The organism is Nocardioides sp. YJ-D4 (assembly GCF_054031495.1).
In genome coordinates this window covers 5061075-5083931 of record NZ_CM132932.1, presented here as the reverse complement: position 1 = coordinate 5083931, position 22857 = coordinate 5061075, and the positions used below count along the sequence as shown (strand labels likewise).

24 protein-coding genes are annotated in these 22857 nt (G+C 70.1%); 16 read left to right on the top strand and 8 right to left on the bottom strand.

What is annotated here, in order from left to right; translation table 11 throughout:
• Positions 1-51 precede the first annotated feature (51 nt).
• A complete protein-coding gene (locus tag ACW14X_RS24290) occupies positions 52-984 on the top strand; it encodes a TauD/TfdA dioxygenase family protein (protein ID WP_457163605.1) in 933 nt (310 codons plus the stop codon).
• A gap of 19 nt (positions 985-1003) precedes the next feature.
• On the opposite strand, the gene ACW14X_RS24285 is transcribed toward ACW14X_RS24290, so the two are convergent.
• Positions 1004-2467, bottom strand: coding sequence for an RNB domain-containing ribonuclease (locus ACW14X_RS24285; RefSeq protein ID WP_457163604.1), 1464 nt, complete (start codon positions 2465-2467; stop codon positions 1004-1006).
• Positions 2468-2484: 17 nt separating this feature from the next.
• On the bottom strand, positions 2485-2805 hold the full coding sequence (locus ACW14X_RS24280; protein ID WP_457163603.1) for a hypothetical protein: 321 nt from the start codon (positions 2803-2805) through the stop codon (positions 2485-2487).
• Between the two features lie 101 nt (positions 2806-2906).
• Between ACW14X_RS24280 and yaaA the strand changes: the two genes are divergently transcribed.
• Positions 2907-3683 (top strand): peroxide stress protein YaaA, encoded by a 777-nt coding sequence (gene yaaA / locus ACW14X_RS24275; RefSeq protein ID WP_457163602.1) that lies wholly within the window; start codon positions 2907-2909, stop codon positions 3681-3683.
• 103 nt (positions 3684-3786) lie between these two features.
• Here the strand turns inward: yaaA and ACW14X_RS24270 are convergent, their stop codons facing one another.
• The 3 genes from ACW14X_RS24270 to ACW14X_RS24260 are packed head-to-tail and all read right to left on the bottom strand — an operon-like array spanning position 3787 to position 6024.
• Positions 3787-4473 (bottom strand): histidine phosphatase family protein, encoded by a 687-nt coding sequence (locus tag ACW14X_RS24270; RefSeq protein ID WP_457163601.1) that lies wholly within the window; start codon positions 4471-4473, stop codon positions 3787-3789.
• Entirely contained in the window at positions 4470-5186 is a 717-nt protein-coding gene (locus tag ACW14X_RS24265) for a zinc ribbon domain-containing protein (protein ID WP_400468515.1), read from the bottom strand. The genes ACW14X_RS24270 and ACW14X_RS24265 overlap by 4 nt, the downstream gene beginning before the upstream one ends.
• Positions 5187-5220: 34 nt before the next feature.
• Entirely contained in the window at positions 5221-6024 is an 804-nt protein-coding gene (locus tag ACW14X_RS24260) for a Nif3-like dinuclear metal center hexameric protein (protein WP_160021953.1), read from the bottom strand.
• Between the two features lie 155 nt (positions 6025-6179).
• Between ACW14X_RS24260 and ACW14X_RS24255 the strand changes: the two genes are divergently transcribed.
• The 9 genes from ACW14X_RS24255 (at position 6180) to ACW14X_RS24215 (ending at position 15788) form a co-directional block, all read left to right on the top strand.
• Positions 6180-7322: an ABC transporter ATP-binding protein gene (locus ACW14X_RS24255; RefSeq protein WP_457163600.1), complete on the top strand. Its 1143-nt coding sequence runs from the start codon at positions 6180-6182 to the stop codon at positions 7320-7322.
• Positions 7319-8527 (top strand): polyamine ABC transporter substrate-binding protein, encoded by a 1209-nt coding sequence (locus tag ACW14X_RS24250; protein ID WP_350721019.1) that lies wholly within the window; start codon positions 7319-7321, stop codon positions 8525-8527. Before ACW14X_RS24255 ends, ACW14X_RS24250 begins: the two co-directional genes overlap by 4 nt.
• On the top strand, positions 8520-9464 hold the full coding sequence (locus ACW14X_RS24245; RefSeq protein ID WP_457163599.1) for an ABC transporter permease: 945 nt from the start codon (positions 8520-8522) through the stop codon (positions 9462-9464). The genes ACW14X_RS24250 and ACW14X_RS24245 overlap by 8 nt, the downstream gene beginning before the upstream one ends.
• Entirely contained in the window at positions 9461-10294 is an 834-nt protein-coding gene (locus ACW14X_RS24240; protein ID WP_457163598.1) for an ABC transporter permease, read from the top strand. The genes ACW14X_RS24245 and ACW14X_RS24240 overlap by 4 nt, the downstream gene beginning before the upstream one ends.
• Positions 10294-11937 carry an amidohydrolase gene (locus ACW14X_RS24235; RefSeq protein ID WP_457163597.1) on the top strand — a complete coding sequence of 548 codons (1644 nt, stop codon included), beginning with the start codon at positions 10294-10296 and terminating at the stop codon, positions 11935-11937. Before ACW14X_RS24240 ends, ACW14X_RS24235 begins: the two co-directional genes overlap by 1 nt.
• Positions 11938-11958: 21 nt before the next feature.
• Positions 11959-12207: a zinc-ribbon domain-containing protein gene (locus ACW14X_RS24230; RefSeq protein ID WP_160021941.1), complete on the top strand. Its 249-nt coding sequence runs from the start codon at positions 11959-11961 to the stop codon at positions 12205-12207.
• Positions 12208-12310: 103 nt separating this feature from the next.
• The gene (locus ACW14X_RS24225; RefSeq protein ID WP_457163596.1) at positions 12311-13225 is read left to right on the top strand and encodes an intradiol ring-cleavage dioxygenase; all 915 of its coding nucleotides are present in this window, start codon (positions 12311-12313) and stop codon (positions 13223-13225) included.
• Between the two features lie 120 nt (positions 13226-13345).
• Positions 13346-14008, top strand: coding sequence for a TetR/AcrR family transcriptional regulator (locus tag ACW14X_RS24220; RefSeq protein WP_457163595.1), 663 nt, complete (start codon positions 13346-13348; stop codon positions 14006-14008).
• 82 nt (positions 14009-14090) lie between these two features.
• Positions 14091-15788 carry a phytoene desaturase family protein gene (locus tag ACW14X_RS24215; RefSeq protein ID WP_457163594.1) on the top strand — a complete coding sequence of 566 codons (1698 nt, stop codon included), beginning with the start codon at positions 14091-14093 and terminating at the stop codon, positions 15786-15788.
• Between the two features lie 17 nt (positions 15789-15805).
• Here ACW14X_RS24215 and ACW14X_RS24210 read toward each other — a convergent pair whose 3' ends face one another.
• Positions 15806-17347: an AMP-binding protein gene (locus ACW14X_RS24210; RefSeq protein ID WP_457163593.1), complete on the bottom strand. Its 1542-nt coding sequence runs from the start codon at positions 17345-17347 to the stop codon at positions 15806-15808.
• A gap of 104 nt (positions 17348-17451) precedes the next feature.
• Between ACW14X_RS24210 and ACW14X_RS24205 the strand changes: the two genes are divergently transcribed.
• From ACW14X_RS24205 to ACW14X_RS24195, 3 genes are read left to right on the top strand one after another with little or no spacing between them, the layout of a single operon-like run.
• Complete coding sequence (locus ACW14X_RS24205; RefSeq protein WP_160021932.1) at positions 17452-17718, top strand: small secreted hydrophilic protein; 267 nt, start codon at positions 17452-17454, stop codon at positions 17716-17718.
• On the top strand, positions 17687-19144 hold the full coding sequence (locus tag ACW14X_RS24200; protein WP_457163592.1) for a sensor histidine kinase: 1458 nt from the start codon (positions 17687-17689) through the stop codon (positions 19142-19144). Before ACW14X_RS24205 ends, ACW14X_RS24200 begins: the two co-directional genes overlap by 32 nt.
• Complete coding sequence (locus ACW14X_RS24195) at positions 19129-19794, top strand: response regulator transcription factor (protein WP_406034106.1); 666 nt, start codon at positions 19129-19131, stop codon at positions 19792-19794. The genes ACW14X_RS24200 and ACW14X_RS24195 overlap by 16 nt, the downstream gene beginning before the upstream one ends.
• A gap of 69 nt (positions 19795-19863) precedes the next feature.
• On the opposite strand, the gene ACW14X_RS24190 is transcribed toward ACW14X_RS24195, so the two are convergent.
• Together ACW14X_RS24190 and ACW14X_RS24185 are read right to left on the bottom strand one after the other, a co-directional pair.
• Entirely contained in the window at positions 19864-20736 is an 873-nt protein-coding gene (locus ACW14X_RS24190) for a serine/threonine-protein kinase (protein ID WP_457163591.1), read from the bottom strand.
• 7 nt (positions 20737-20743) lie between these two features.
• On the bottom strand, positions 20744-21130 hold the full coding sequence (locus ACW14X_RS24185) for a hypothetical protein (protein ID WP_457163590.1): 387 nt from the start codon (positions 21128-21130) through the stop codon (positions 20744-20746).
• Between the two features lie 150 nt (positions 21131-21280).
• Between ACW14X_RS24185 and ACW14X_RS24180 the strand changes: the two genes are divergently transcribed.
• Both ACW14X_RS24180 and ACW14X_RS24175 read left to right on the top strand, forming a co-directional pair.
• Positions 21281-21715 (top strand): hypothetical protein, encoded by a 435-nt coding sequence (locus tag ACW14X_RS24180; RefSeq protein ID WP_350720998.1) that lies wholly within the window; start codon positions 21281-21283, stop codon positions 21713-21715.
• A 45-nt stretch (positions 21716-21760) separates the two neighbouring features.
• Positions 21761-22843 (top strand): baeRF2 domain-containing protein, encoded by a 1083-nt coding sequence (locus ACW14X_RS24175; protein ID WP_457163589.1) that lies wholly within the window; start codon positions 21761-21763, stop codon positions 22841-22843.
• Positions 22844-22857: the final 14 nt, after the last annotated feature.

The window sequence follows — 22857 nt, the reverse complement described above, 5'->3', positions numbered from 1 at the left end:
TTTCACTAGACTTTATTCAGATCAAGCCGACGCCGTCAGAGGAGACCACCCATGACCATCACCGAAGCATCCCCCGTCAACGAGCTCACCGTCCACAAGGTCGGCGGCCGGATCGGCGCCCGCATCGACGGCGTCACCCTCTCCGGCGACCTCCCCGCCGAGACGATCGCCGAGATCCGGTCCGCCATCCTGGCGAACAAGGTCGTCTTCTTCCGCGGCCAGGACCATCTCGACGACCGCGCGCAGATCGCGTTCGGCGAGCGTCTGGGTCCGCTGACGACCGCCCACCCGACCGTGAACACCGGCAGCGCCCGCGTCCTGACCCTCAAGGCCAACCGCGGCATGGCCGCCAACTCCTGGCACACCGACGTCACCTTCGTCGACCGGCCGCCGGCGTTCTCGATCCTGCGCGGTGCGGAGATCCCCGAGTACGGCGGCAACACCGTCTGGGCCAACACCGTCACCGCCTACGAGCGGCTCCACCCCCAGCTCAAGGCGCTCGTCGACAACCTGTGGGCGGTCCACTCCAACGACTACGACTACGTACGCCCCGACCAGGCCGAATCCACCGACGACGTGGCCGCGCGCAAGCGCGAGGAGTTCGTCTCCACGATCTACCGGACCGAGCACCCTGCGGTCCGGATCCACCCCGAGACCGGCGAGCGCGCGCTCGTCCTGGGCCACTTCGTCAAGCACTTCACCGGCCTGAACCAGAAGGAGAGCGCGATCCTCTTCAACCTCCTCCAGGACCGGGTCACCGCCCTGGAGAACACCGTCCGGTGGCACTGGCAGCAGGGCGACGTCGCGATCTGGGACAACCGCGCCACCCAGCACTACGCCGTCGCCGACTTCGACGAGCTGCCACGCGAGGTGCGGCGCATCACCGTCCAGGGTGACGTACCCGTCTCCATCGAGGGCGAGCACAGCCGGGTGATCGAGGGCTCCGCCGAGGTCTACAACCGCCTCGACGAGCTGATCTCCTGACCGACGTACGTCCGGGAGGTCAGGCGAGCGTGAAGCCGACCTTCCGGGCGACGACGTCGGCCGTCTCCAGGCGTACCTCGACCTCCTCGCCGAGCGGGAGCGCCGTCGTGCCGGTGACCCTGGCCTCGATGGCAGGCTCCTCGACGGTGATCGAGCCCTTCTGCTTGTCCTCGTCGTCGATCTCGACCACCACCGCGGTGAAGGTCTCTCCGACCCGGTTGTGCAGCACCCCGGCCTCGACCAGGTCGACGACGCCGCGTTCGTAGGCACCGCTGGTGCGCGAGGAGGCACGCATCGTCTCCGGAAGGGCGGTGAACGCGCTCGTGACCCAGTCGGGGACCGGCTGGTCGGCGCAGAGCGCAAGGCAGACCTCGCCGGCGTAGCGGTCGATCAGCCGGCGCAGCGGCGCCGTCACGTGCATGTACTCGTTCGCCAGCGCCGAGTGCTCGGTCAGCGCGGGCAGCTCGCCGTTGAACGAGGCGTACCCGCTCCCGCGCAGCAGCCGGGTGCACGCGATCGCCATCGCGGCGTGCTTGCCGTTCTTGCCGTCGAGCGAGCGGATGAAGTCGGGGTAGAGCATCTCCGCGGGCCACTCCAGCCCGAGCGCCCGAGCGGTGCGGTGCAGCCGCTGGACGTCTCGGGGGTCGGGTTCGGGGAGGGTCCTGAGGAGCCCGACGCGGGCGTAGACCATCAGGTCGGCCGCCCCGAAGCCGGTGAGCAGCGAGATCTGGGCGTTCCAGTCCTCGACGGGGAGCAGGTCGCGGTACTCCAGCGACCACTGATCGCCCTGGACCGAGATCTCCTGGTCGCGCAGCGGCAGGTTGACCCCGCCGCGGGCCGCCTCGAGGGCGATCCGCTTCTCGCCGATCTCCTTCAGCAGCTGGAGGGAGTCGGCGTAGTCGGTCTCGGCGAACCCGTCGCCGTCGAACATCTTCTGCACGCCCTCGTAGGAGAGCTTCGCCCGCGATCTGACCAGCGCTCGCTCCACGAAGGTGTCGGTCCCCTCGCCGGTCGCGTCGAGCCTGTGGGTCCACAGCAGGGCGGGGCGTACCTGGTCCGGGAGCAGCGAGGCGGCGTCCTCGGAGAGCACCTTGGGGTGGAGCGGGATCTTCGCATCGGCGGCGTAGAGCGTCTCGCCGCGCCTGTTGGCCTCCAGGTCGACCGGGTCGCCGGGCGCCACGAAGGCGGCCACGTCGGCGATCGCGTAGTGCACCACGTAGCCGTCGCCGTCGCGCTCGAGGTGAAGCGCCTGGTCGAGGTCCATCGACGTCTCGGGGTCGATCGTGACGAACGGCAGGTCGGTGCGGTCGAGCTCCGGGAGCCTGGGGTTGGCCGCGGCTGCGGCCGCCGCTTCCTCCACCTCAGGCGGGAACTCGGCGGTCACCCCCAGCTCGGCCTGGAGCGCGGCGATCCCGTCGCGGAGCGTGGTGGCGGCGACACCGTTGTCGGCACTGGCGACCCGGATGATGCGTGCGGAGCCCATGGCCAGAACTGTAGTGGCTACTTCTTCTTCGAAGCCTTGTACGCCTTGTGCAGCGCGGCGGCTTCCTTGCCGAACGCCTTCGGGTTGCCCTTGAAGGCGTCGAACTGCCCCCACAGACCCTTCGTGGACCTGCTGTGCGCCTTCGCCGTCCTGTCGATCTTGGCCACCGCCCTGCGCTGGGAGGAGGTCAGCGACCGCTTCGCCCGGAGGTGCTCCGAGCGCGCCCGAGCCTTCTTCGAGACGTCCTGGATCAGCCAGAACAGCCCGACGATGATGATCACGACGAGGAAGCCGGCAAGGTTGGGCCCGGAGGCGGACTCGGCGGCCAGAACGATCATGACTGGAACGTAAGCTCGCACGTTCCCGCAGGTCACAGGCGCTTTGAAAGATACCCAATCCTCGATTCGGCCATCCTGGCCCCGGGCGGCACGATAGTCCCGTGCTGATCCTGCTGCCGCCCTCGGAGGGCAAGACCGCGGCCGTACGCGGCAACCCGCTCGCGCTCGACGACCTCCGCCTCCCGGGGCTCAACCCGGCCCGAGCCAAGGTCATCGACGCGCTGGTCGAGCTCTGCACCACGCGCCCGGACGAGGCCGTCGACATCCTCGGCATCCCGAAGACCCAGCCCGAGCTCGTCACCCTGAACGCCGGGCTGGCCGATGCCCCCACCGCGCGCGCCGACCGGATCTACACCGGCGTCCTCTACGACGCCCTCTCCCCCGCCACCCTGTCGCCGGCCGCCAAGCGCCGCGCGACCAGCCGGGTCATGGTGACCAGCTCCGTGTTCGGCCTCGTCGGCCTCGCCGACCGCATCCCGGCGTACCGCCTCTCGGGCGACACCACCCTCCCCGGCATCGGCGGCGTCCAGGCCCACTGGCGCGCCCACCTCGGCGCCGGCGTGTCCGAGGCCCTCGGCGACGGCCTGCTCGTGGACCTCCGGTCCGGGACGTACGCCGCCTTCTGGCGACCAGAGGACGTCGCCGCCCGCACCGCCACCGTCCGTGTCCTCCACGAGCACAACGGCCAGCGCAAGGTGGTCAGCCACTTCAACAAGGCCACCAAGGGCCGCCTCGTCCGAGCCCTCCTCGAGTCCGGCGCCAACCCCCGCACCCCCGCCAAGCTCGCCGACGCCTTCCGCGACCTCGGCTGGACCGTCGAGGCCGGCCCCGCCACCAAGACCGGCACCCAGCTCGACATCATCGTCTCCGAGATCTGACCCCGCGCCGAGTCGGCTCGTCCTGACCGAAAACCTCGCCGAGTCGGCTCGTCATGACGAGCCGACTCGGCGAGAAATCAGGTCAGGATGCGCCGAGTCGGCGTCAGAAGAGGCCGGAGGCGAAGGGGTCGCGGGAGACGGGGAGACCGTTGAAGAGGCGCATCGAGGCGCGGTCGTCGGCGAAGAAGGAGACGACGGTGACGGAGGCGGGCGAGAGCTCCATGCTGAAGACTCCGCCGATCGGGGCGCCCAGGGCGTGGGCGACGATCAGCTTGATCGGCGAGACGTGGGAGGTGACCACGACGGTCTCGCCGGCGTGGGCCTCGAGGACCCGCGAGAGGCCGTCGAGCACGCGGGCCTGAGCGGAGTCGAAGGACTCACCGCCCGGGGGCGCGACCTCGGTGGCCCCCATCCACGCCTTCATCTCGTCGGGGAAACGTTGGGCGACCTCACCGAAGGTGAGCCCCTCCCACTCCCCGAACTCGATCTCGGCGAACGCGGGCTCCTCGACCAGCCGGGCACCGAGCGCACCGGCGACGAGCTCACCGGTCTCGACGGTGCGCAGGACCGGCGAGGTCACGACGGTCGAGACCGAGGACGCGAGCGGCTTGAGCCACTCGGCGGTGAGCATCACCTGCTCGCGACCTTCCTGGGTCAGCGGCGGGTTGTCGCCGCCGAGGCCTCCGGAGAACGCCTTGGCGGCGGTGTGCTTGGTGACCCCGTGACGTACGAGAACCAGCGTCGTCGCCGCCGCGCCGGCTCCCCACCCGCGCGCGGTCTTGGAGCTCACAGCCCCGACTCGGCGGTGCGGACCAGGATGCGGGAGCACTCCTCGCAGCGCACGACCTCGTCGGCGGCGAGGCCGCGGATGCGGGAGATCTCGGCGGGGTCGAGCTGGAGGTTGCAGCCGCCGCAGCGGCGGGCACGCAGCTCGGCAGCACCGACACCCATCTTCTCGCTCAGCCGCGAGTAGAGGGCGAGCAGGTCGTCGGGGATGCCCTCGAGCGCGGGCGTCCGCTCCTCGGCGACCGCGGCGAGCTCGCCGTCGATCTTCGAGGTCTCGACGTCGACGGAGTCGACCGCGACCGCGAGCTTCTCGGTGATCTCGGCGAGCTCGGCCTCGAGCCGGGTCACGGCCGTCTGAGCCTCCTCGAGCTGCTCCATGACCTCGAGCTCCTCGTCCTCGAGCACCGAGATCCGGCGGTCAAGGGTGGCCAGCTCGTGCTGCATGCGCTCGAGGTCCTTGGCGCTGCTGATCGCCCCGGAGTCCATCCGCTCCTGGTCGCGGCGGCGGCGGGTCTTGACCGCCTCGACGTCGGCGTCGGCCTTCTTCTGCACCCGCTCGAGGTCGTCGCGCGTGATCCGGGCGTCGCGTACGGCATCGTCGGTGGTCTTCTTCGATGCCTGCAGCTCCGCCACGACGGCGGCCTGCGGCAGGTGCGCACGGCGGTGGCGCAGCTGGAGCGCACGCGAGTCCAGCTCACAGACGTCGAGCAGCTTCACCTGGGCGAACGGGTCGGCTTTCAGCGGATTCTCCTCAGCTATTCACGATCAAGGTCCACGGGTCGGTGACGATCTCCGAGACCCGGGTCTCCACCGTATCTCCGAATGCCTCCCGAAGTCGCCTCGCCAGGACAGGCAGCCAGGTCCACTCCGCCGCCCAGTGCGGGATGTCGATCAGCGCACCGCCCTTCTCGAGGAACTCCGAGGCCGGATGGTGGCGCAGATCGCTGGTCACATAGACGTCGTACGCAGCCACCTGGTCGAGCAGGAAGTCACCCGCGCCGCCGCACAGCGCCACCGAGGAGACCGGCCGGTCGAGGTCTCCGGCGACCCGGATCCCGGCCGCGGTCGCGGGCAGCGCGGCCGCCACGGACTCGGCGAAGGCGCCCAGCGTGGTCGGCGCCACCGTCCCGGCCCGGCCGGTCCCGACATCCTCGGTCAGCCCCGGCACCAGCGGCCGCAGCGAGCTCAGCCCGAGCGCGAGCGCCAGCGACTCCGAGACGCCGCCGAGAGCCTGGTCGGCGTTGGTGTGCGCGGTGAGCAGCGCGCACCTCGCGGAGACCAGCGTCGAGAGCGTACGCCCTTTGGGGGTCGTCGCGGCGAAGCCGTGCACACCCTTCAGGAAGAGCGGATGATGGACCACGACCAGGTCCGCACCCCACGCGGCCGCCTCCTCGGCGACCGGGAGGGTCGGGTCGACGGCGAGAAGCACCTTCGAGACGGGCTGCGAGGGCTCGCCCCAGACCAGCCCGACAGCATCCCATTCGTCGGCGGTCGCGGGCGGGTACCAGTCGTCCAGCAACGAGGTGACGGTGGACAGAGTGGGCGGGGTCGACATGGGGTAAACCCTAGATCCCGGGACCGGGGCCGCACTCAGCGGCGGCGACGTACACGAAATCAAGTTCGTAACCGTTCTTTTACAACTGATTCCGTACTTTTCCCCGGATCTTGTGGTGGAATGCAGCGCTAAGTGAACAATCGACTGGAGCAGCGATGACCACGACAGCTACCCCGGACCAAACCTCCGGCTCGGTAACCATCACCGGCCTGACCAAGACCTATGGCCAGGCCACGGCGGTCGACGGCCTGGACCTGGAGATCCGGGCCGGCGAGTTCATCTCGCTGCTCGGCCCTTCGGGCTGCGGCAAGACCACGACGCTACGCATGATCGCCGGGTTCGAGAAGCCCGACTCGGGCAGCATCGTCATCGGCGGCAAGGACGTGGTCAGGCTCGCGCCCTACCAGCGCGACGTGAACACGGTCTTCCAGGCGTACGCACTGTTTCCGCACAAGTCCGTCGCGGAGAACGTCGCCTACGGCCTGCAGCAGCGCAAGACACCCAGGGCCGAGGTCCGCGAACGGGTCGTCGAGGCGCTGCGGATGGTGCGGATGCTCGACTACGCCGACCGCGGCCCGGCCCAGCTCTCCGGCGGCCAGCAGCAGCGGGTGGCGCTCGCGCGGGCGCTGGTCAACCGTCCCGGCGTCCTCCTCCTCGACGAGCCGCTGGGCGCCCTGGACCGCCAGCTGCGCGAGGAGATGCAGCTCGAGCTCAAGCTCCTCCAGTCCCGCCTCGGGATCACTTTCGTCTTCGTCACCCACGACCAGCACGAGGCGCTCGCGATGAGCGACCGGATCGCGATCATGCGCGCTGGGCGGATCGAGCAGCTCGCCGACGCCGAGACCGTGTACAACCAGCCTGCCAGCGCGTACGTCGCCGGCTTCGTCGGCCAGCAGAACTTCCTGCACGGTGAGGTCAGCGCCGACGGCACCAAGGTCGAGACCCCCTTCGTGGTCGTCGAGGGTCCCGCCAAGCCCGACGGGAAGCCCGGCGAGGCCCACCAGGCCGCGATCCGCCCCGAGATGATCTCGATCGAGCCCCGGGCCGAGTCCGGGACCGTGACCGAGGGTCTCAACTCCGTCGCCGGCGAGGTCCTCCAGGTCTCCCCGCTCGGCGAGGTGATCCAGTACCTCGTCAAGGTCACCGACGAGCTCAGCCTGCTGATCCGGCGCCCCACCCACGGCGCCGCCCGGCTCTCCCCTGGCGACCCGGTCCTCTGCGGCTGGGCCGCCGAGGACGTACGTCTCTTCCCCCTCGACACCCCGCTAGCCCCGTCCACCGCTAGGAGCCCACAGTGAACAAGCCTGTCAACAAGAACGGCAACGTACGGATCCTGGCCAGCCATGCCGGCGCGCGAGCGATCCGCCAGGAGCTCTCGCGGCGCCACTTCCTGAGCCTGGCCGCTCTCGCCGGTGCCGGCGTCGCGCTGAGCGCCTGCGGCTCGGACGGCGGTGGCGGGGCGTCCAGCGCCGTCGAGCCCGGCGGCGGCGCGACCGGTGGACCGGTCGAGAAGTCGCTGTCGATCTACACCTGGGGTGACTACGACTCCCCCGAGGTGATCGACGCCTTCAGCAAGACCGGCCCGAAGGTGACGCTCGACTCCTACGGCTCCAACGAGGAGCTGATCTCGAAGCTGGTCGCGGCCGAGGGCACCAGCGGCTACGACATCGTCGTGCCGACCGGGGTCTACATCCCGCAGCTGATCGAGAACGAGATCATCGTCCCGCTCAACAAGGACCTGATCCCCAACATGGCCAAGGTCGACCCGAAGTTCCTCGGCCAGGACTGGGACCCGGAGAACGAGTACTCGGTGTGCAAGTGCTGGGGCACCACCGGGTTCGTCTACGACACCACCGTGATCAAGCGCGACCTGGCGACGTGGAACGACTTCATCGACGCGATGCAGAACGAGGCCTCGGGCAAGACCTCGCTGCTCGACGACCCGCAGGGTGTCTCCGGCCTGTACTTCTGGGCCAACGACATCGACTGGAACACCGAGGACATGGCCGACTACGACGCCTACGAGGCCGAGGCGGTCGAGAAGTGGGCGCCGCACATCGCCGGCTTCGACTCCTACCCGGCCACCGGCGCGATGCAGCAGAACACCTTCGCGCTGATGCAGAACTGGAACGGCGACTCCCGCCTCGGGATCCTCGAGCACAAGCAGCCCGACCGCTGGAAGTGGGTCCTGCCCGGCCCGACGACCGAGCTGTGGATGGACAACTGGTGCATCCCGACCGGCGCGCCCCACCCCGAGGCCGCGCACGCGTTCCTCGACTACGTGCTGGAGCCGGAGAACTCGTTCCTGGAGATGGACTACATCGGCTACAACACCGGCGCGCTCGGCATCGAGGAGATGGCCAAGGAGCGCAAGGTCGAGCTGCCCGAGATGATCTTCTTCACCGACGAGCAGCTCGCGACCATGAAGAACGGTGCCGTCAACGAGGCTCAGGACCGGCGTACGGAGGTCTACGACAAGCTGAAGGCCGCCGCCAGTGCGTGACCGAGCGGCGAAGCGCCTCCCGGGTTTCGTCCTCGCCGTACCGGCGTGGCTGTGGCTGACGGTCTTCTTCGTGGTGCCGTTCCTGCAGATCGCCTGGTTCAGCTTCGGCGAGAAGCCCGGGATGTTCGGCACCCACAGCAACGCGGTGATGTCGCTGGACCGCTACGCCGAGGCGTTCAGCCCGACCTTCTTCACGATCTTCCGGGCGACGCTGTGGATGAGCGTGCTGGGCACGGTCGCCTGCCTGCTGATCGCGTTGCCCGCCGCGTACTTCATGGCGGTGAAGGTCCCCGCACACCGCCGCGGGCTGCTGGTCGCCCTGGTGATGGTCCCCTACTGGACCTCCTTCCTGATCCGGACGATCGGCTGGAAGGTGATCCTGTCCTCGGAGGGCGCCCTGGCCGGGTTCCTGACCGACGTCGGCCTGGTCGCCGACCCGCACGACCTGCTCAACACCCGCGGTGCGGTGCTGCTGGGTCTGATCTACAACTATCTGCCGCTGATGATCCTGCCGATGTACGTCGCCTTCGACCGCGTCGACAACGCCCTCGGTGAGGCGTCCAAGGATCTCGGCGCCGACCGGGTGCGGACGTTCTTCCAGGTCACCCTGCCGTTGGCGCGGCCTGGGATCATCGCCGGCATCGTCCTGGTCTTCATCCCGATGATGGGCGACTACGTCACCCCGGCGGTCCTCGGCGGCGCGAAGGGCACGATGGTCGGGTCCCTGATCGCCAGCCAGTTCCTGACCGCACAGAACTGGGCGCTGGGCTCGGCCATGGCGGTCGTCCTCATCCTGCTCACCATGCTCATCGTCGTCCTGGCCATCACGCTGATGTGGGCCGTGGGATGGCTCCTGCACAGGCGCAGCAAGCTGGTCATCGGAACCGTCCCGTCTTCGGACACGAGGCTGCACACCAAGGAGGTGGTGACCGCATGAGCAGACCCTCTGGCACCAATCTCGCGCTCGGCGCGTGGACGACCCTGGTCTTCCTCTTCCTGTTCGCCCCGATCATCGTGATCGGCATCTACTCCTTCAACGGCGGCCGGCTGCTCACCGCCTGGGACGGCTTCAGCCTGGAGCCGTTCACAGCGATCGTCGAGCGCCCGACCGTACGCCACACCGTCGCCGTCTCCCTGCAGACCGCCGTGGTCGCCGCCCTCCTGGCGAGCGTGCTCGGCACCCTGGCCGGGATGGCGATGGCCCGGTTCCCGGGCCGCTGGGCGGGCCCGTTCACGCTGCTGTTGCTGCTCGTCTCGGTCACGCCCGAGATCGTCGACGGCATCGCGCTGCTCCCCTGGTTCGTGACGCTCGGGCAGGACTGGTTGCTGCTGCCGTTCAACAACGGCTACGTACGCCTCGTGGTCGGCCACTCGCTCTTCGCGACCGCGGTCGTCACCTACATCGTCCGGGCCCGCCTCGTCGGGCTGGACGCGTCGCTGGAGGAGGCCTCGGCGGACCTGTATGCGCGACCGGTGGCGACGTTCTTCAAGGTCACGATCCCCCTCGTCGGGCCGGCCGTGCTCGCCGGTGGGCTGCTGGCCTTCACGCTGAGCCTTGACAACACGGTGATCTCCTCGTTCATCAACGTCTCCGGCACGACCTCGTGGCCGGTCTACGTGCTCTCCTCGGTGCGCTCCGGTCTCAAGCCCGAGATCGCCGCGGTCTCCACGATCCTGCTGGTCTTCACGCTCCTGGTCCTCGGCCTGGTGGCGCTCGTGCTCAAGCGCTCGGGCTCCTCGGTCACCGACACCATGGCCGTCAACTGATGGGCTCCGACGCCCTCGCAGCGGACCTGCTGCTGCGAGGTGGCCGCGTGCTGCGCGAGGGCCGCTGGGAGGACGTTTCTCTGGCCGTGCGCGACGGCCGGATCGCGGCCATCGGCACGGAGCTCGACGCTCTGGCCGGCCCCGAGACGGTGGTCGAGGAGCTCGACGGCCAGTGGGTCCTGCCCGCCTTCCATGACTCCCATGTGCACCCGATCCAGGCCGGGCTGGAGATGAACCAGTGCGACCTGACCGGTCTCTCGACCCTCGAGGGCTATCTGGACGCCATCGGCTCCTACGCCGCGGCCAACCCCGGACGCACCTGGGTCACCGGCGGTGGCTGGTCGATGGACTCCTTCCCGGGAGGCGTGCCGACCGCGTCGCCTCTGGATCGCCTGCTTCCCGACCGGCCGGTCTTCCTGCCCAACCGCGACCACCACTCCGCCTGGGTGAACAGCCGCGCGCTCGAGATCGCCGGCATCGACGCCGGCACGCCCGATCCCGCCGACGGGCGCATCGAGCGCGACTCCGCCGGCCGGCCCACCGGTGCGCTGCACGAGGGGGCGATGGCCCTGGTCGGCTCGCTGGTCCCCGCCCCGACCTCGCGCGACCTGACCGAGGCGCTGCTCACCGCACAGCGCCATCTCCACTCCGTCGGCATCGTGGGCTGGCAGGACGCGCTGGTCGGCGACGGCCTCGGCATGCCCGACTCGCTACCCACCTACATCGCCGCCAACGAATCCGGCGCGCTCACCGCGAAGGTCGTCCTCGCCCAGTGGTGGGACCGGGACCGAGGCCTGGAGCAGCTCCCTGAGCTGATCTCGCGCCGCGCTCGTGCCGCACAGGCAGGGCTGGACGCGGCCAGCGTGAAGCTGATGCAGGACGGCGTCTGCGAGACGCACACGGCCGCCATGCTCGACCCCTACCTCGACTCCCACGGTCATCTCACCGACAACCGCGGGCTCTCCTTCATCCCGGCCGACGCTCTGGCGACGTACGTCGCGGCGCTGGACGCCAACGGGTTCCAGGCGCACATCCACGCGCTCGGGGACCGGGCGGTCCGCGACAGCCTGGACGCGATCGAGCACGCGCGGGCGACCAACGGGGCCACCGGGCTGCGGCACCATCTGGCCCACGTCCAGGTCGTCGCGGCATCCGACGTCCCCCGGTTCGCCGCGCTCGAGGTCACCGCCAACATCCAGCCGCTGTGGGCCTGCCTGGACGAGGCGGTGGAGGTGCTGACCCTGCCGTTCCTGTCACCGGCGGCGCGGGGCCAGCAGTATGTGTTCGGGTCGCTGCTGCGTACGGGTGCCCGGATAGCGTGCGGCAGCGACTGGCCGGTCTCCGACCCGGCGCCGCTGCTCGGCATGCACGTGGCGGTCAACCGCCGCTCCCCCGACCAGCCCGCCGACGCCACCCCGCTGCTGCCCGAGGAGGCGCTGCCGGTCGCCGAGGCCCTCGCCGGCTACACCACCGGCACCGCCTACCTGAACCGTCTCGAAGGGTCCACGGGCCGGATCGAGACCGGGTACGCGGCCGACCTGGTCGTCGTCGACCACGACATCCTCGGCGAGGACACGACCGTCCTCGCCCGGACCCGGGTCACCCACACGTACGCGGACGGTCGCGAGGTCCATCGGCGCTGACCGCGTGCAAGACTCGTCGGCATGATCATCTTCGGGCTCAAGACCTACACGCGACTGCTGGCCACGCTCTCGCTGGTCTGCCCACACTGCCGCCAGCAGGCAGCCCATCGCCTGTTCGAGGTCGTCAACAAGTTCACGCTCTTCTTCATCCCGCTCTTCCCGGTGAGCAAGTCGCGCCGGATGGACTGCACCTACTGCGGCTACGCCTCGAAGCTGTCCAAGGAGCAGGCGGACCAGCTCCAGTCCGCCCCGCGTCCGAGCCTCGGCTGATCCTCGGCATTCACAGGAACCCCACAGCCGGGGCAGGAGGTCCTCACGGATCCGGACGTCAGAGTCAGGTCAACGCACCAGGACCGACGTCGAGGAGAACCAGATGAGCCGCGTACCCGAACCCGAGAACACCCCTGAAGGCCCGGCCTATGAGGGCCGCCTGCTGGCCCGCCCCGCGGAGGAGGTGGTCGACCAGGGTGCCGGCTTCGACATCTCGACACTGCTGACCCGCCGCCGGGTCCTCGGGCTCGTCGGGGTCGGGGTCGGAGCGGCCGCCCTGGCCGCCTGTGGGGCGGGCTCGTCGGGCTCCTCCACGGGCGGCTCCGCCGCCACCACCTCCACGACCGCCGACGGCGAGATCCCGCAGGAGACCAACGGCCCCTACCCGGCCGACGGCACCAACGGCACCAACGTGCTGACCGAGTCCGGGATCGTACGCAGCGACATCACCTCCAGCCTCGACGGCGGCACCACCGTCGACGGCGTGCCGCTCACCTTCACCTTCACCGTGACCGACATGGCCAACGACGACGTGCCCTTCGAGGGGGTCGCGGTCTACCTGTGGCAGTGCGACGCCCAGGGCCGCTACTCGATGTACTCCGAAGGCGTCGAGGACGAGACGTACCTCCGCGGGGTCCAGGTCGCCGACGCCAAGGGCCAGGTGACCTTCAAGACCATCGTCCCGGGCTGCTACGACGGCCGCTGGACGCACATGCACTTCGAGGTCTACCCCGACGCCGACTCGGCCACGACCGGCGAGAACGCGATCGCGACCTCGCAGGTCGCCTTCCCGGAGAAGATGCTGAGCAAGGTCTACCAGGACGACGCCTACGAGGGCTCGGCCGACAACCTCGCGAAGGTCAGCCTCGACACAGACAACGTCTTCAGCGACGGGTACGACCTGGAGATGGGCACGTTCACCGGCAGCCCGAGCGCCGGCTACAAGGGCTCGCTCGCCGTCGCTGTCGACACCACCACCGAGGCAGCCATGGGCGCCGCTCCCCCGACTCGGCGCTGATGCCCCGCCAGAACCGGCCGAGTCGGCGCAACTGTCCCACCAGATCCCTGGTCGAGCAGAAGGTCGGCCGCGCGCACCCACCTCCGGATGGCGACGCGGCCTGCGCCCTACGCTGATCGGGTGAACGACGCCCAGAAGCCGAAGGATCAGGCCGGCGACGCCGCGGCGCGCGGGACGCGTCGACGGGAGCGAACCCGCGCCCGGGTGCTCGAGGCCGCCGAGCAGATGTTGTCGCAGCATGCCCCTGAGGAGATCAGGATCGAAGACGTCGCCGCTCTGGCGGGGATCTCCCCGGCGTCGGTCTACGTGCACTTCGGCACCAAGGACGGGCTGATGGCAGCCGTCACCGAGCGAGTGCTGACGGTGGCCACCGAGACCCTCCGGTCGGCCTACGCCGCGCAGACCACGCCGCTCGAGCGCTTCGCCGGCGTCGGGTCGGCCTACCTGAAGCTGCTGCTGGAGCACCCGACGGTCGTGAAGTACCTGATGGTCACCGGCGAACGCGGCCCCGGGTCGGCGGTGGAGGATCTGGTCGTCGAGCGGTTCAGCGAGCTGCGTGGCGAGTTCGAGCAGAGCATCCGTGATGCGGTGGACTCGGGCGCGATCCGGGCAGTGGATCCGGAGCTGTTGTCCTACTTCCTCTTCGGGTCCTGGAACGGGGTGGCCGCACTGGCGTTGCGCCGGGACGCACTGGCGCTGGAGCCTGACCGCGTCGAGCTGGCCGTGATCGAGGCCGGCCTGATGTTGCTCGAGGGTCTGATCAAGGCTCCGCCCTCAGCCTGACGGACAGCGGGACTTGGCGGAACGGGTCAGAACGAGTTAACTGGAGTCCGACTCCAAATCACTGCTCCGAAAGCGGCCGGCGATGACCCAGACTGCAGCACCCCCCACTCCGGGCCACGAGGCCGACGACCACACCTGGGATGCCGTGGTGGTGGGCGCCGGGCCGGGCGGCCTCACCTGCGGGGCCTACCTCGCCGCCAACGGCAAGCGGGTCCTGGTGCTCGAGGCCAACCAGGTCGTCGGCGGCAGCACCCAGGTCTTCCGCCGGGCAGGCAACAAGTTCGAGTTCGACGTCGGCACCCACTACGTCGGCGAGTGCGGCCCCGGCGGTCGGATGCAGACCGCGCTGTCCGGCCTCGCACTGACCGAGCGGATCAAGTGGCTGCGCCAGCGACCCGAGGGCCACTGTCAGGTGATGATCCCCGGCACCACCTTCCAGACACCGACGGGCTGGGACACCTACCTCGACCGGCTCATCGCGGCCTTCCCCAGCGAGGAGGCCGGGCTGCGCCGCTGCGTACGGATCATGCGGATCATCGCCGCCGGGGAGCAGCCGCGGCGGCGCCCCTATCACCTGCTGCGCTGGGGCATCCGGCCGATCACGAAGCTGATGGACGCCTGCGGTCTGAGCGCGGACGCGCAGGCCGTGATCCTCGCCGAGAACGGCGACTACACCTGGCCGCCCTACCGCACGCCCACGGCGATGCACGCCGGCTTCCTCCACCACTACCTCCAGGCCGGCGCCTACTACCCGCGCGGCGGCGGGCAGGTCATCGGCGCCCACCTCACCGACGTGATCACCACGCACGGTGGCCGGGTGCGCACCAAGGCCCGGGTCGAGAGGATCCTCATCGAGGACGGACGAGCGGTCGGCGTACGTCTGGCCGACGGTGAGGAGATCCGCGCCGAGGTCGTCGTCTCCGCCGCGGATTTCAAGAGGACCTGGGCCGACCTGGTCGGCGACGAGCACCTGACCCGCCGCCTGCGCCGCCGGCTGAAGGACCTCGAGATGACGCTGCCGATGTTCGCGGTCTACGTCGCTCTCGACGTCGACCTGCGCGAACGCGGCACGCCGCCGCTGGCGTGGGTGTGGCCCACCAACGACGTCGACGGCTACTACCGCGAGGTCGAGGCGGGCCGCTGCCCGGAGCAGATGCCCGTCGGGATCAGCTGCCCCACCGCCAAGGATTCAGAGGGTACGCACTCGGCGCCTGCGGGGTACTCCACGCTCGAGCTGGTCAGCTGGGCGCCGAAGGGACACGAGTTCTGGAACGTCTCCGAGGACCCCACCGACGGAGCGTCGTACGGCCGTGACGAGCGCTACCTCCAGCTCAAGGAGCAGCTCACCCAGCGGGTGCTCAACACCGCCGAGCTGATGATCCCGGACATCCGCGAGCGGATGGTCTTCTGCGAGGCCTCCACGCCGATCACCCAGGAGCGCTTCACGTTGACCAGCGACGGCTCCTGCTACGGCATCGCGCCGCTGATCAAGAACCTCGGCCCCTTCCGGCCGCGGGTCACCACCCACATCCCCGGGCTGTTCCTCGCCGGCGGCAGCACGGAGCACATGTTCGGCATCAACGCCACGATCTGGGGCGGCATGGGCACCGCCGGTGCCGTGCTCGGTCGCGACCTCGCCGCAGAGGTACGCGACGGCGCGGTCTTCGTAGACGAGGCCGACCTGACACCGATCACCGATGACTTCGACCCGCTCCTGGCCTCGAAGCCGGGCTCGGTGATCCGTCGGGCCGCCCGGCGTCGCCCCAGGGCGACGGCCTGAGCGACCCGCCAGCTCGTCTAGTTGACCTTGCGCTCGCGGTCACCCCAGTAGGGCTCACGGAGCTTGAACTTCTGCAGCTTGCCGGTGGCCGTACGCGCCAGGGAGTCGCGGAACTCCACGACCGTCGGCGCCTTGTAGCCGGCGGCTCGCTCCTTGCACCAGGCGATCAGCTCCTCCTGGGTCGCCTGGGCGCCCTCGGCGAGGACGACGAGGGCGAGGATGGTCTCGCCCCACTTCTCGCTCGGGATGCCGATGACGGCCACCTCGGCGACCGAGGGGTGCAGGAAGAGGACGTCCTCCACCTCGGCGGAGCTGACGTTCTCGCCGCCGGTGATGATCACGTCCTTGATGCGGTCGGAGATGGTGAGATAGCCGTCGTCGCCGAGGCTGCCGCCGTCGCCGGTGTGGAACCAGCCGTCGGCGAGAGCCTTCTCGGTCTCCTCCGGCTTCTCCCAGTAGCCCTCGAGCACGACGTTGGAGCGGGCCAGGACCTCCTTGTCGGGCGAGATGTCGAGGCTCACGCCGATCGCCGGCGCGCCAGCGCGGGTCAGCTTCGCGGCGCGCTCCATCGGGTCGAGGTCGTCCCACTCGGCACGGGTGCGGTTGATGGTCAGCAGCGGCGAGGTCTCGGTGAGGCCGTAGATCTGGATGAACTCCCAGCCGAGCTCCTCCTGGACGCGGACGACGGTCTTCGTGGGCGGCGGAGCACCGGCCATGATGATCCGGACCTTGTCCCGCCCGGGGATCTCGCCCTCGGTGGCCTGCCACTGCGGGAGCGCGTCGAGCACGGCGGCCGCCACCGCCGGCGCGGCGCACATGTAGGTGACTCCGTGGTCGCGTACGCGGCGCAGGATCTCCATCCCGTCGACCTTGCGCAGCACGATGTGCTTGATGCCGAGGCCGGTCGCCGCGAACGGCATCCCCCAGCCGTTGGCGTGGAACATCGGCAGGGTGTGCAGGTAGACGTCACGATCGGTCAGCCCGGCGTGGAGCCCGAACGTCAGCGCGTTGGTCCAGATGTTGCGGTGGGTGATCTGCACGCCCTTGGGCCGGGCGGTGGTGCCGGAGGTGTAGTTGATCGACGCGGTCGCGTTCTCGTCCGGCTCCCACGGCGTCGGCTCGACACCCTCCTCGGCGTAGAGGTTGGCGTCGTCGCCGAGCACGAACCGATGCTTCGCGGTCACGTCCTTCAGCGCCTCGTCGACCTCGGGGTCGACCCAGAGCACCGAGGCGCCGGACTGCTCCACGATGTAGGAGACCTCGTCGGGACGGAGGCGGAAGTTGACGGGCACCAAGATGCGGCCGTAGCCGGAGACGCCGTAGAACGCGGTCAGCAGTCGCGCCGAGTTGTGGGAGACGATCGCGACCCGCTCCCCCACCCCGATGCCGAGCTCGTCGAGCCTCGCGGCCATCCGCTTCGCGAGCGACTTCATCTCGGCGTACGTCACCTCCCCGAGCGAGGCCGCCGGCTGGTCGGGCTCGTCGACGATGCCCACCCGCTCGCCGTAGACGGATGCGGCACGGTCGATGAAGTCGTTGACGCTGAACGGGACGAACACGGGCGTTACCTCCAGGTGCAAGTGGTGACCCGGATCACTGTATCGATGAGAGGTCTCTCATGGACCCCCACTTCGGACAGGTGGTCAGGCACTATCGGAGGGTCATGTCGCGCACCCTGAAGATCCTTCTCCCGCTGGTGGTCCTCGTGGCTGTCGGCGTCTACCTGGCCGGCTCCTTGGCCGGAGCCTCCGAGAACGACCCGCCGCCCCGCGAGCCCGTCGTACTGCCTTCGCAGTCGGTCTCCCCGTCCGCGCCGAGCACGGGATCGTCTCCGAGCACAGATCCTTCGAGTGTCCCGGTCGTCACTCCTGGTCCCGTCGACGATGATGATGACGACGATGACCGCGACGACCGACATGACGACGACTGACCCACGCCGGGGGCTGTCCGTACGCACCCGGATCACCGCCTCGGTGGCCCTCCTGGTCACCCTCGCCCTCGCCGGCGCCGGGCTCATCGTCTACGCCGTCGAGCTCAGCCGGGTCGACGCCGCGACCACGCGCGAGATGGAGCAGGAGCTCGACGAGTTCTCCAGGCTGCGCACCGAGGGCATCGACCCCGAGACCAGGGCGCCGTACGACGTGGAGGGCCTGCTGCGGACGTTCCTGAGCCGCAACGTGCCCGACGACGACGAGCTCCTCGTCGCCTGGGTCGACGGCCGGCCGCGCGCGCACTTCCCCGAGGACCCGCTGGTCGAGTCGCCACGGTTCCGCAGCGCCGTACGCGACGTGGTCCGCGACGGCGGGACGACCTATCTCGACACCGCGGACGGCGAGGTACGCATCACCGGCCAGCCGGTGCGGCAGGGCAACGCCCAGGGCACCACGGAGGGCGCCCTGCTGGTCGTCTCCTACCTCGACGAGGACCGTGCCGAGCTGCGCAGCACCATGCGGACCTACACGATCGTGGCCGCCCTTCTCGCCCTGCTCGTCACCGTGGTCGCGGCCTGGCAGTCCGGGCGGCTGCTGGCCCCGCTGACCAGGCTTCGGCAGGCAACAGGTGCGGTCAACGCCAGCGACCTCTCGGCCCGGCTGCCCGAGTCGGGTAATGACGACATCTCGGCTCTGACCAGGAACTTCAACGACATGCTGGCCCGCCTGGAGCAGGCGTTCTCCGACCAGCGTCAGTTCCTCGACGACGCCGGTCACGAGCTGCGTACGCCGTTGACGATCATCGGCGGCCACCTCGAGCTTCTCGACGAGTCCGACCCGGCCGAGGTCGAGCAGACCCGGCGGCTGGCGCTCGACGAGGTCGACCGGATGGGCCGTCTGGTCGGCGACCTGATCCTGCTGGCCAAGCACGACCGGCCCGACTTCCTCACCCTGGAGGAGGTCGACGTCGACACCCTCACCGAGGACATCCTGGCCAAGGCCAGCGCGCTGGCCGACCGCGACTGGCACCTCGACGAGGCCACCCCAGGCACCTGGCGCCTGGACCCGCAGCGGGTCACCCAGGCGATGCTGCAGCTGTGCGACAACGCCGCCGGGCACACCTCGCCCGGCGACCGGATCGCGGTCGGCTCGGCGACCGTCGACGGCACACTGCGGCTGTGGGTGCGCGACACCGGACCGGGCGTACCCGCCGAGGACCGGGACCGGATCTTCGAACGGTTCGCGCGCGGCGCTGAGACCGGCTCCGGCGACCGGCCGGGCCTCGGGCTCGGCCTCGCCATCGTCTCGGCCATCGCCACCGCCCACGGCGGCACCGTGGGCGTCGAGGACGCGACACCCTCCGGCGCCCGCTTCACGATCACCCTGCCCGCACGCACCGAAGGAGAGGCATGGCCCGCATCCTGATCGTCGAGGACGAGGACCGCATCGCGGCCTTCCTCGCCAAGGGCCTGAGCGCCGACGGCCACCAGGTCAGCACCGTCGCCGACGGGCTCGAGGGGCTCGAGGAGGCGCTGAGCGGTGCCTTCGACCTGATGGTGCTCGACATCGGTCTGCCGACCATCGACGGCTTCGAGGTCCTCGACCAGCTCCGCGCCCAGGGCTCCCGGATGCCGGTGGTCGTGCTGACCGCCCGCGACTCGGTGCACGACACCGTCTCCGCGCTCGAGGGCGGCGCCGACGACTACCTCGCCAAGCCGTTCCGCTTCGCCGAGCTGCGGGCCCGGATCAACGTACGCCTGCGCCAGCAGGACAACACCGACGCCGAGGTCGGCGAGCTCCGCTCCGGCTCGGTGGCGCTGGACCTGCGTACCCGGCGGCTGCGGGTCGACGGGCGCGAGAGCGACCTCTCCGCGCGGGAGTTCGCACTGGCGGAGGTGCTGCTGCGGCATCCGGGGCAGGTCCTCTCCCGGGCGCAGCTGCTCGACCTGGCCTGGGGCATGGACTTCGACCCGGGCTCCAACGTCGTCGACGTCTACGTCGGCTACCTGCGCAAGAAGCTGGGCTCGGCCCGGGTCGAGACCGTACGTGGCATGGGCTACCGCTTCCAGCCCTGAGCTCGGTGCCGGGAACGGCTGAGGACCCGGCAAGCGCCGGGCCTCAGCCGCAGGGGATATCGAGAAGGGTCAGTGGATCCGCAGGCCGCCCAGCGAGGCTCGCGGGAGCCGCTCCAGCGCGGGCGAGACCGTCTCGGCGATCTCCGCGGGGGCCGGCCGGTCGCCGGCATCCGGCGCGAGGCACGCCTCGATGACCTTGACGACCTCGGGCGGCGTACGCCTGGGGAGGTCGACGGGCCCGGAGACGAGCTGCGGGTAGCGCTCGGTGCGGTCCGCGGCGTCCGGGTCCCCGGCAGGGAACGGCCGCTCGCCGGTGACGGCGTGGAAGAGCGTTGCGCCGAGCGCCCACACGTCGCTGGCGGGGCCGACCTCGCCGCGCTCGCCGGGCAGGCACTGCTCGGGGGCCATGTAGGCGTCGGTGCCGATCTCGTGGCGCAGCGCGGCGGCCGCGGCGGCCGGCCGGGCCACGGAGAGGTCGATCAGCCGGGCCGGCGAGCCCATGATCAGGTTGCTCGGCTTGATGTCGAGGTGCACCCAGCCGGAGCGCCGCAGATAGTGCAGCGCCGAGGCGAGGTCGAGCGCCAGCGGCAGGTACTGCTGCTCCGGGAGGCGCCCGTGGCGGCGGATCAGCGTCGAGAGCCGGGGACCCTCGACGTGCTCCATCACGACGTACGGGCGCTCGCCGTCGAGGTCCTCGCGCAGGCCGCGGACGAGGACCGGATGACGCAGCTGCGTCAGTGCGTCGGTCTCGCGCCGCAGCGCGTTGCGGCTGGTCTCGCTCTCGATCAGGTTCGGTCGCAGGACCTTCGCGACCACCGGCCCGTAGGTGATCTCGTCGAAGGCCAGGAAGGCCTCGTACGACGAGCCGCCCCCGAGCAGCCGCATCGCGGTCAGCTCGGGGGTGATCGCGTCACCCTGGACCAGGCCCCAGGTGTCGGTCATCTTCGACTCAGCCCTGGGTCCGGTCGTTGGTGTTGTTGTCGCGCGGGTTGTTGTCCCGCGTGTTGTCCTTGGTGTTGTTGTCCTTGGTGTTGTCGTCCTTGGTCTGGACGTCGCGGGTGACGTTGTCGCGGGTGTTGTTGTCCCGGGTGTTGTCCTTGGTCGCCCGGGTCACACCGGTGCCGTTGGTCGCGGTGTCGTTGCCGGCGGCGTCGCGGGTGACGTCGTCGGCGTCGTTGTCGTCGTCATCGTCGACGGTGGTCACCTGGGTGTTGGACTTCTCCTCACGCTTGGCATAGCCGTCGTCATCGACAGCGGCAGCGCTCTGGTAGCTGAACACAGCGGCCGCGACCACGCCGACCAGGCCGGTCCCGAGGATCATCGGAAGCTTCTTCATCATTCGTCCCTTCAGGTTCTGCCCCGGGTGTTCCCGGCGCCATGCAAGAACCATCTCGACCCGCGGTGAGGTGATCGTGAGATGACCATGAGAGCTCTCTCATCCGCGAGCCGGTTCGGGTCCTGGGGCCGGTGGTGATAGGAACGTCCCGTGCAGAGCAGCGAGCGGCGCGAGATCGCGATCAAGGTCGGTGTGCTGCTGCTGGTCGGGGTGCTGATCTCGGTGGCCGGCTACGGCTACTCGCGCTCGCGCTTCCGCGAGCACGCCACCGAGCAGTCCGAGACGGCCGCCAGCCGGTTCGCCCGGACCACGAGCTGGACCACGGTCGAGGCGAAGCCGGAGCTGGTGGCGCAGTGGGCGCGGGCCTGTCCCTCCGTCCAGACCCCGCCCACCGAGAAGACGGCCGACGCGCGCGGCCACCTGGAGAAGGTACGCATCACCTCCACCGACCTCACCGAGACCGGCGCCACGGTGGAGCTGACCCCCGACGGCGGCAGGTCCGTGTTCACCTTCGTGGTCACCCGCTCCGGCGAGGGCAAGGACGAGGAGTGGCACGTCACCGAGGTCACCTGCGCAGCCGGTTGATCCGACCCCCGTGTGACGTCCCCTGTGGCTGGGTACCACACCGATATGGACACCGCTGGATTCACCAATCTGTTGACCCGACCCGGGCCGTACGCCACCGTGCTGGCCGATGTCAGCCAGAACTCGGAGGACGCGGCCCATGCCAAGGAGCTCCGGGTGCGAGCCGCCTGCGAGAAGCTCTCCGCCCAGGGCGCTCCCCCGGGCGTCGTCGCCCAGGTCTCCGACCGGCTCGAGGCGAACGTACGCCAGCCGGCCCCGCTCGCGCGGGTCGTCGTCGCGACGCCCGAGGGGATCGCCTACGACGAGGTCGCCGTAGCCGAGGTCCCGAACCCGGTCGCGACCTGGGACGCGCTCCCCGACCTCGGCTCCTGGATCGCCGCACGCGAGGCCTCGATGCCGTTCGTGCTGGTTCTGGCCGACCACACCGGCGGCGACATCTCGCTGTGGGACTCCGGACTGCCGCAGCCCACGAGCACGACCACCGTGGCGGGCGACGAGCTCGAGCACGTCCACAAGGTCCACGACAACGTCGGCTGGGCGGCCTTCCGCATGCAGCAGACCACCGACAACGTCTGGCGGCACAACGCCGACAAGGTCGCCGAGGAGGTGACCAGACTGGTCCGCGACCACGGCCACGAGCTCGTGCTCATCGGCGGCGACCCGACCTCGGTGGGCAGGCTGCGCGAGAAGCTCGCCGGCCTTCCCGCCGAGGTGGTCGAGCTGGCGAGCGGTCAGCGCGCCGAGGACGGCGGCGACCACGCTCGCGACGAGGCGATCCGCACCGCGGTGCTGGACCAGGTCGTACGCCGCCGAACCGCGCTGGTGCGGCGGCTCGAGGAGGCCTGGGGCAAGGGTGAGCGCGCGGCCACCGGCGTACGCGACGTCGCCGACGCCTTCGTCACCGGCCGTGTCGAGACGCTGCTGATCGATCCCGGCGCACTGGCCGGGCACACCCTCGACCCGGCGGACCATCCCGGCCTCACCTTCGGCGAGGCCCCGGTCTCCGGTCCGGTCCCGGCCGGTGAGGCGCTCGTCGCCGCCGCGGTCCTCACCGACGCGGAGGTGTGCGTCCTGCCCGCCAGCGTGCTCGGCGACGCGCCCGTCGCCGCGCTGCTGCGCTGGGCCTGAGTAGCTGGGCCTGA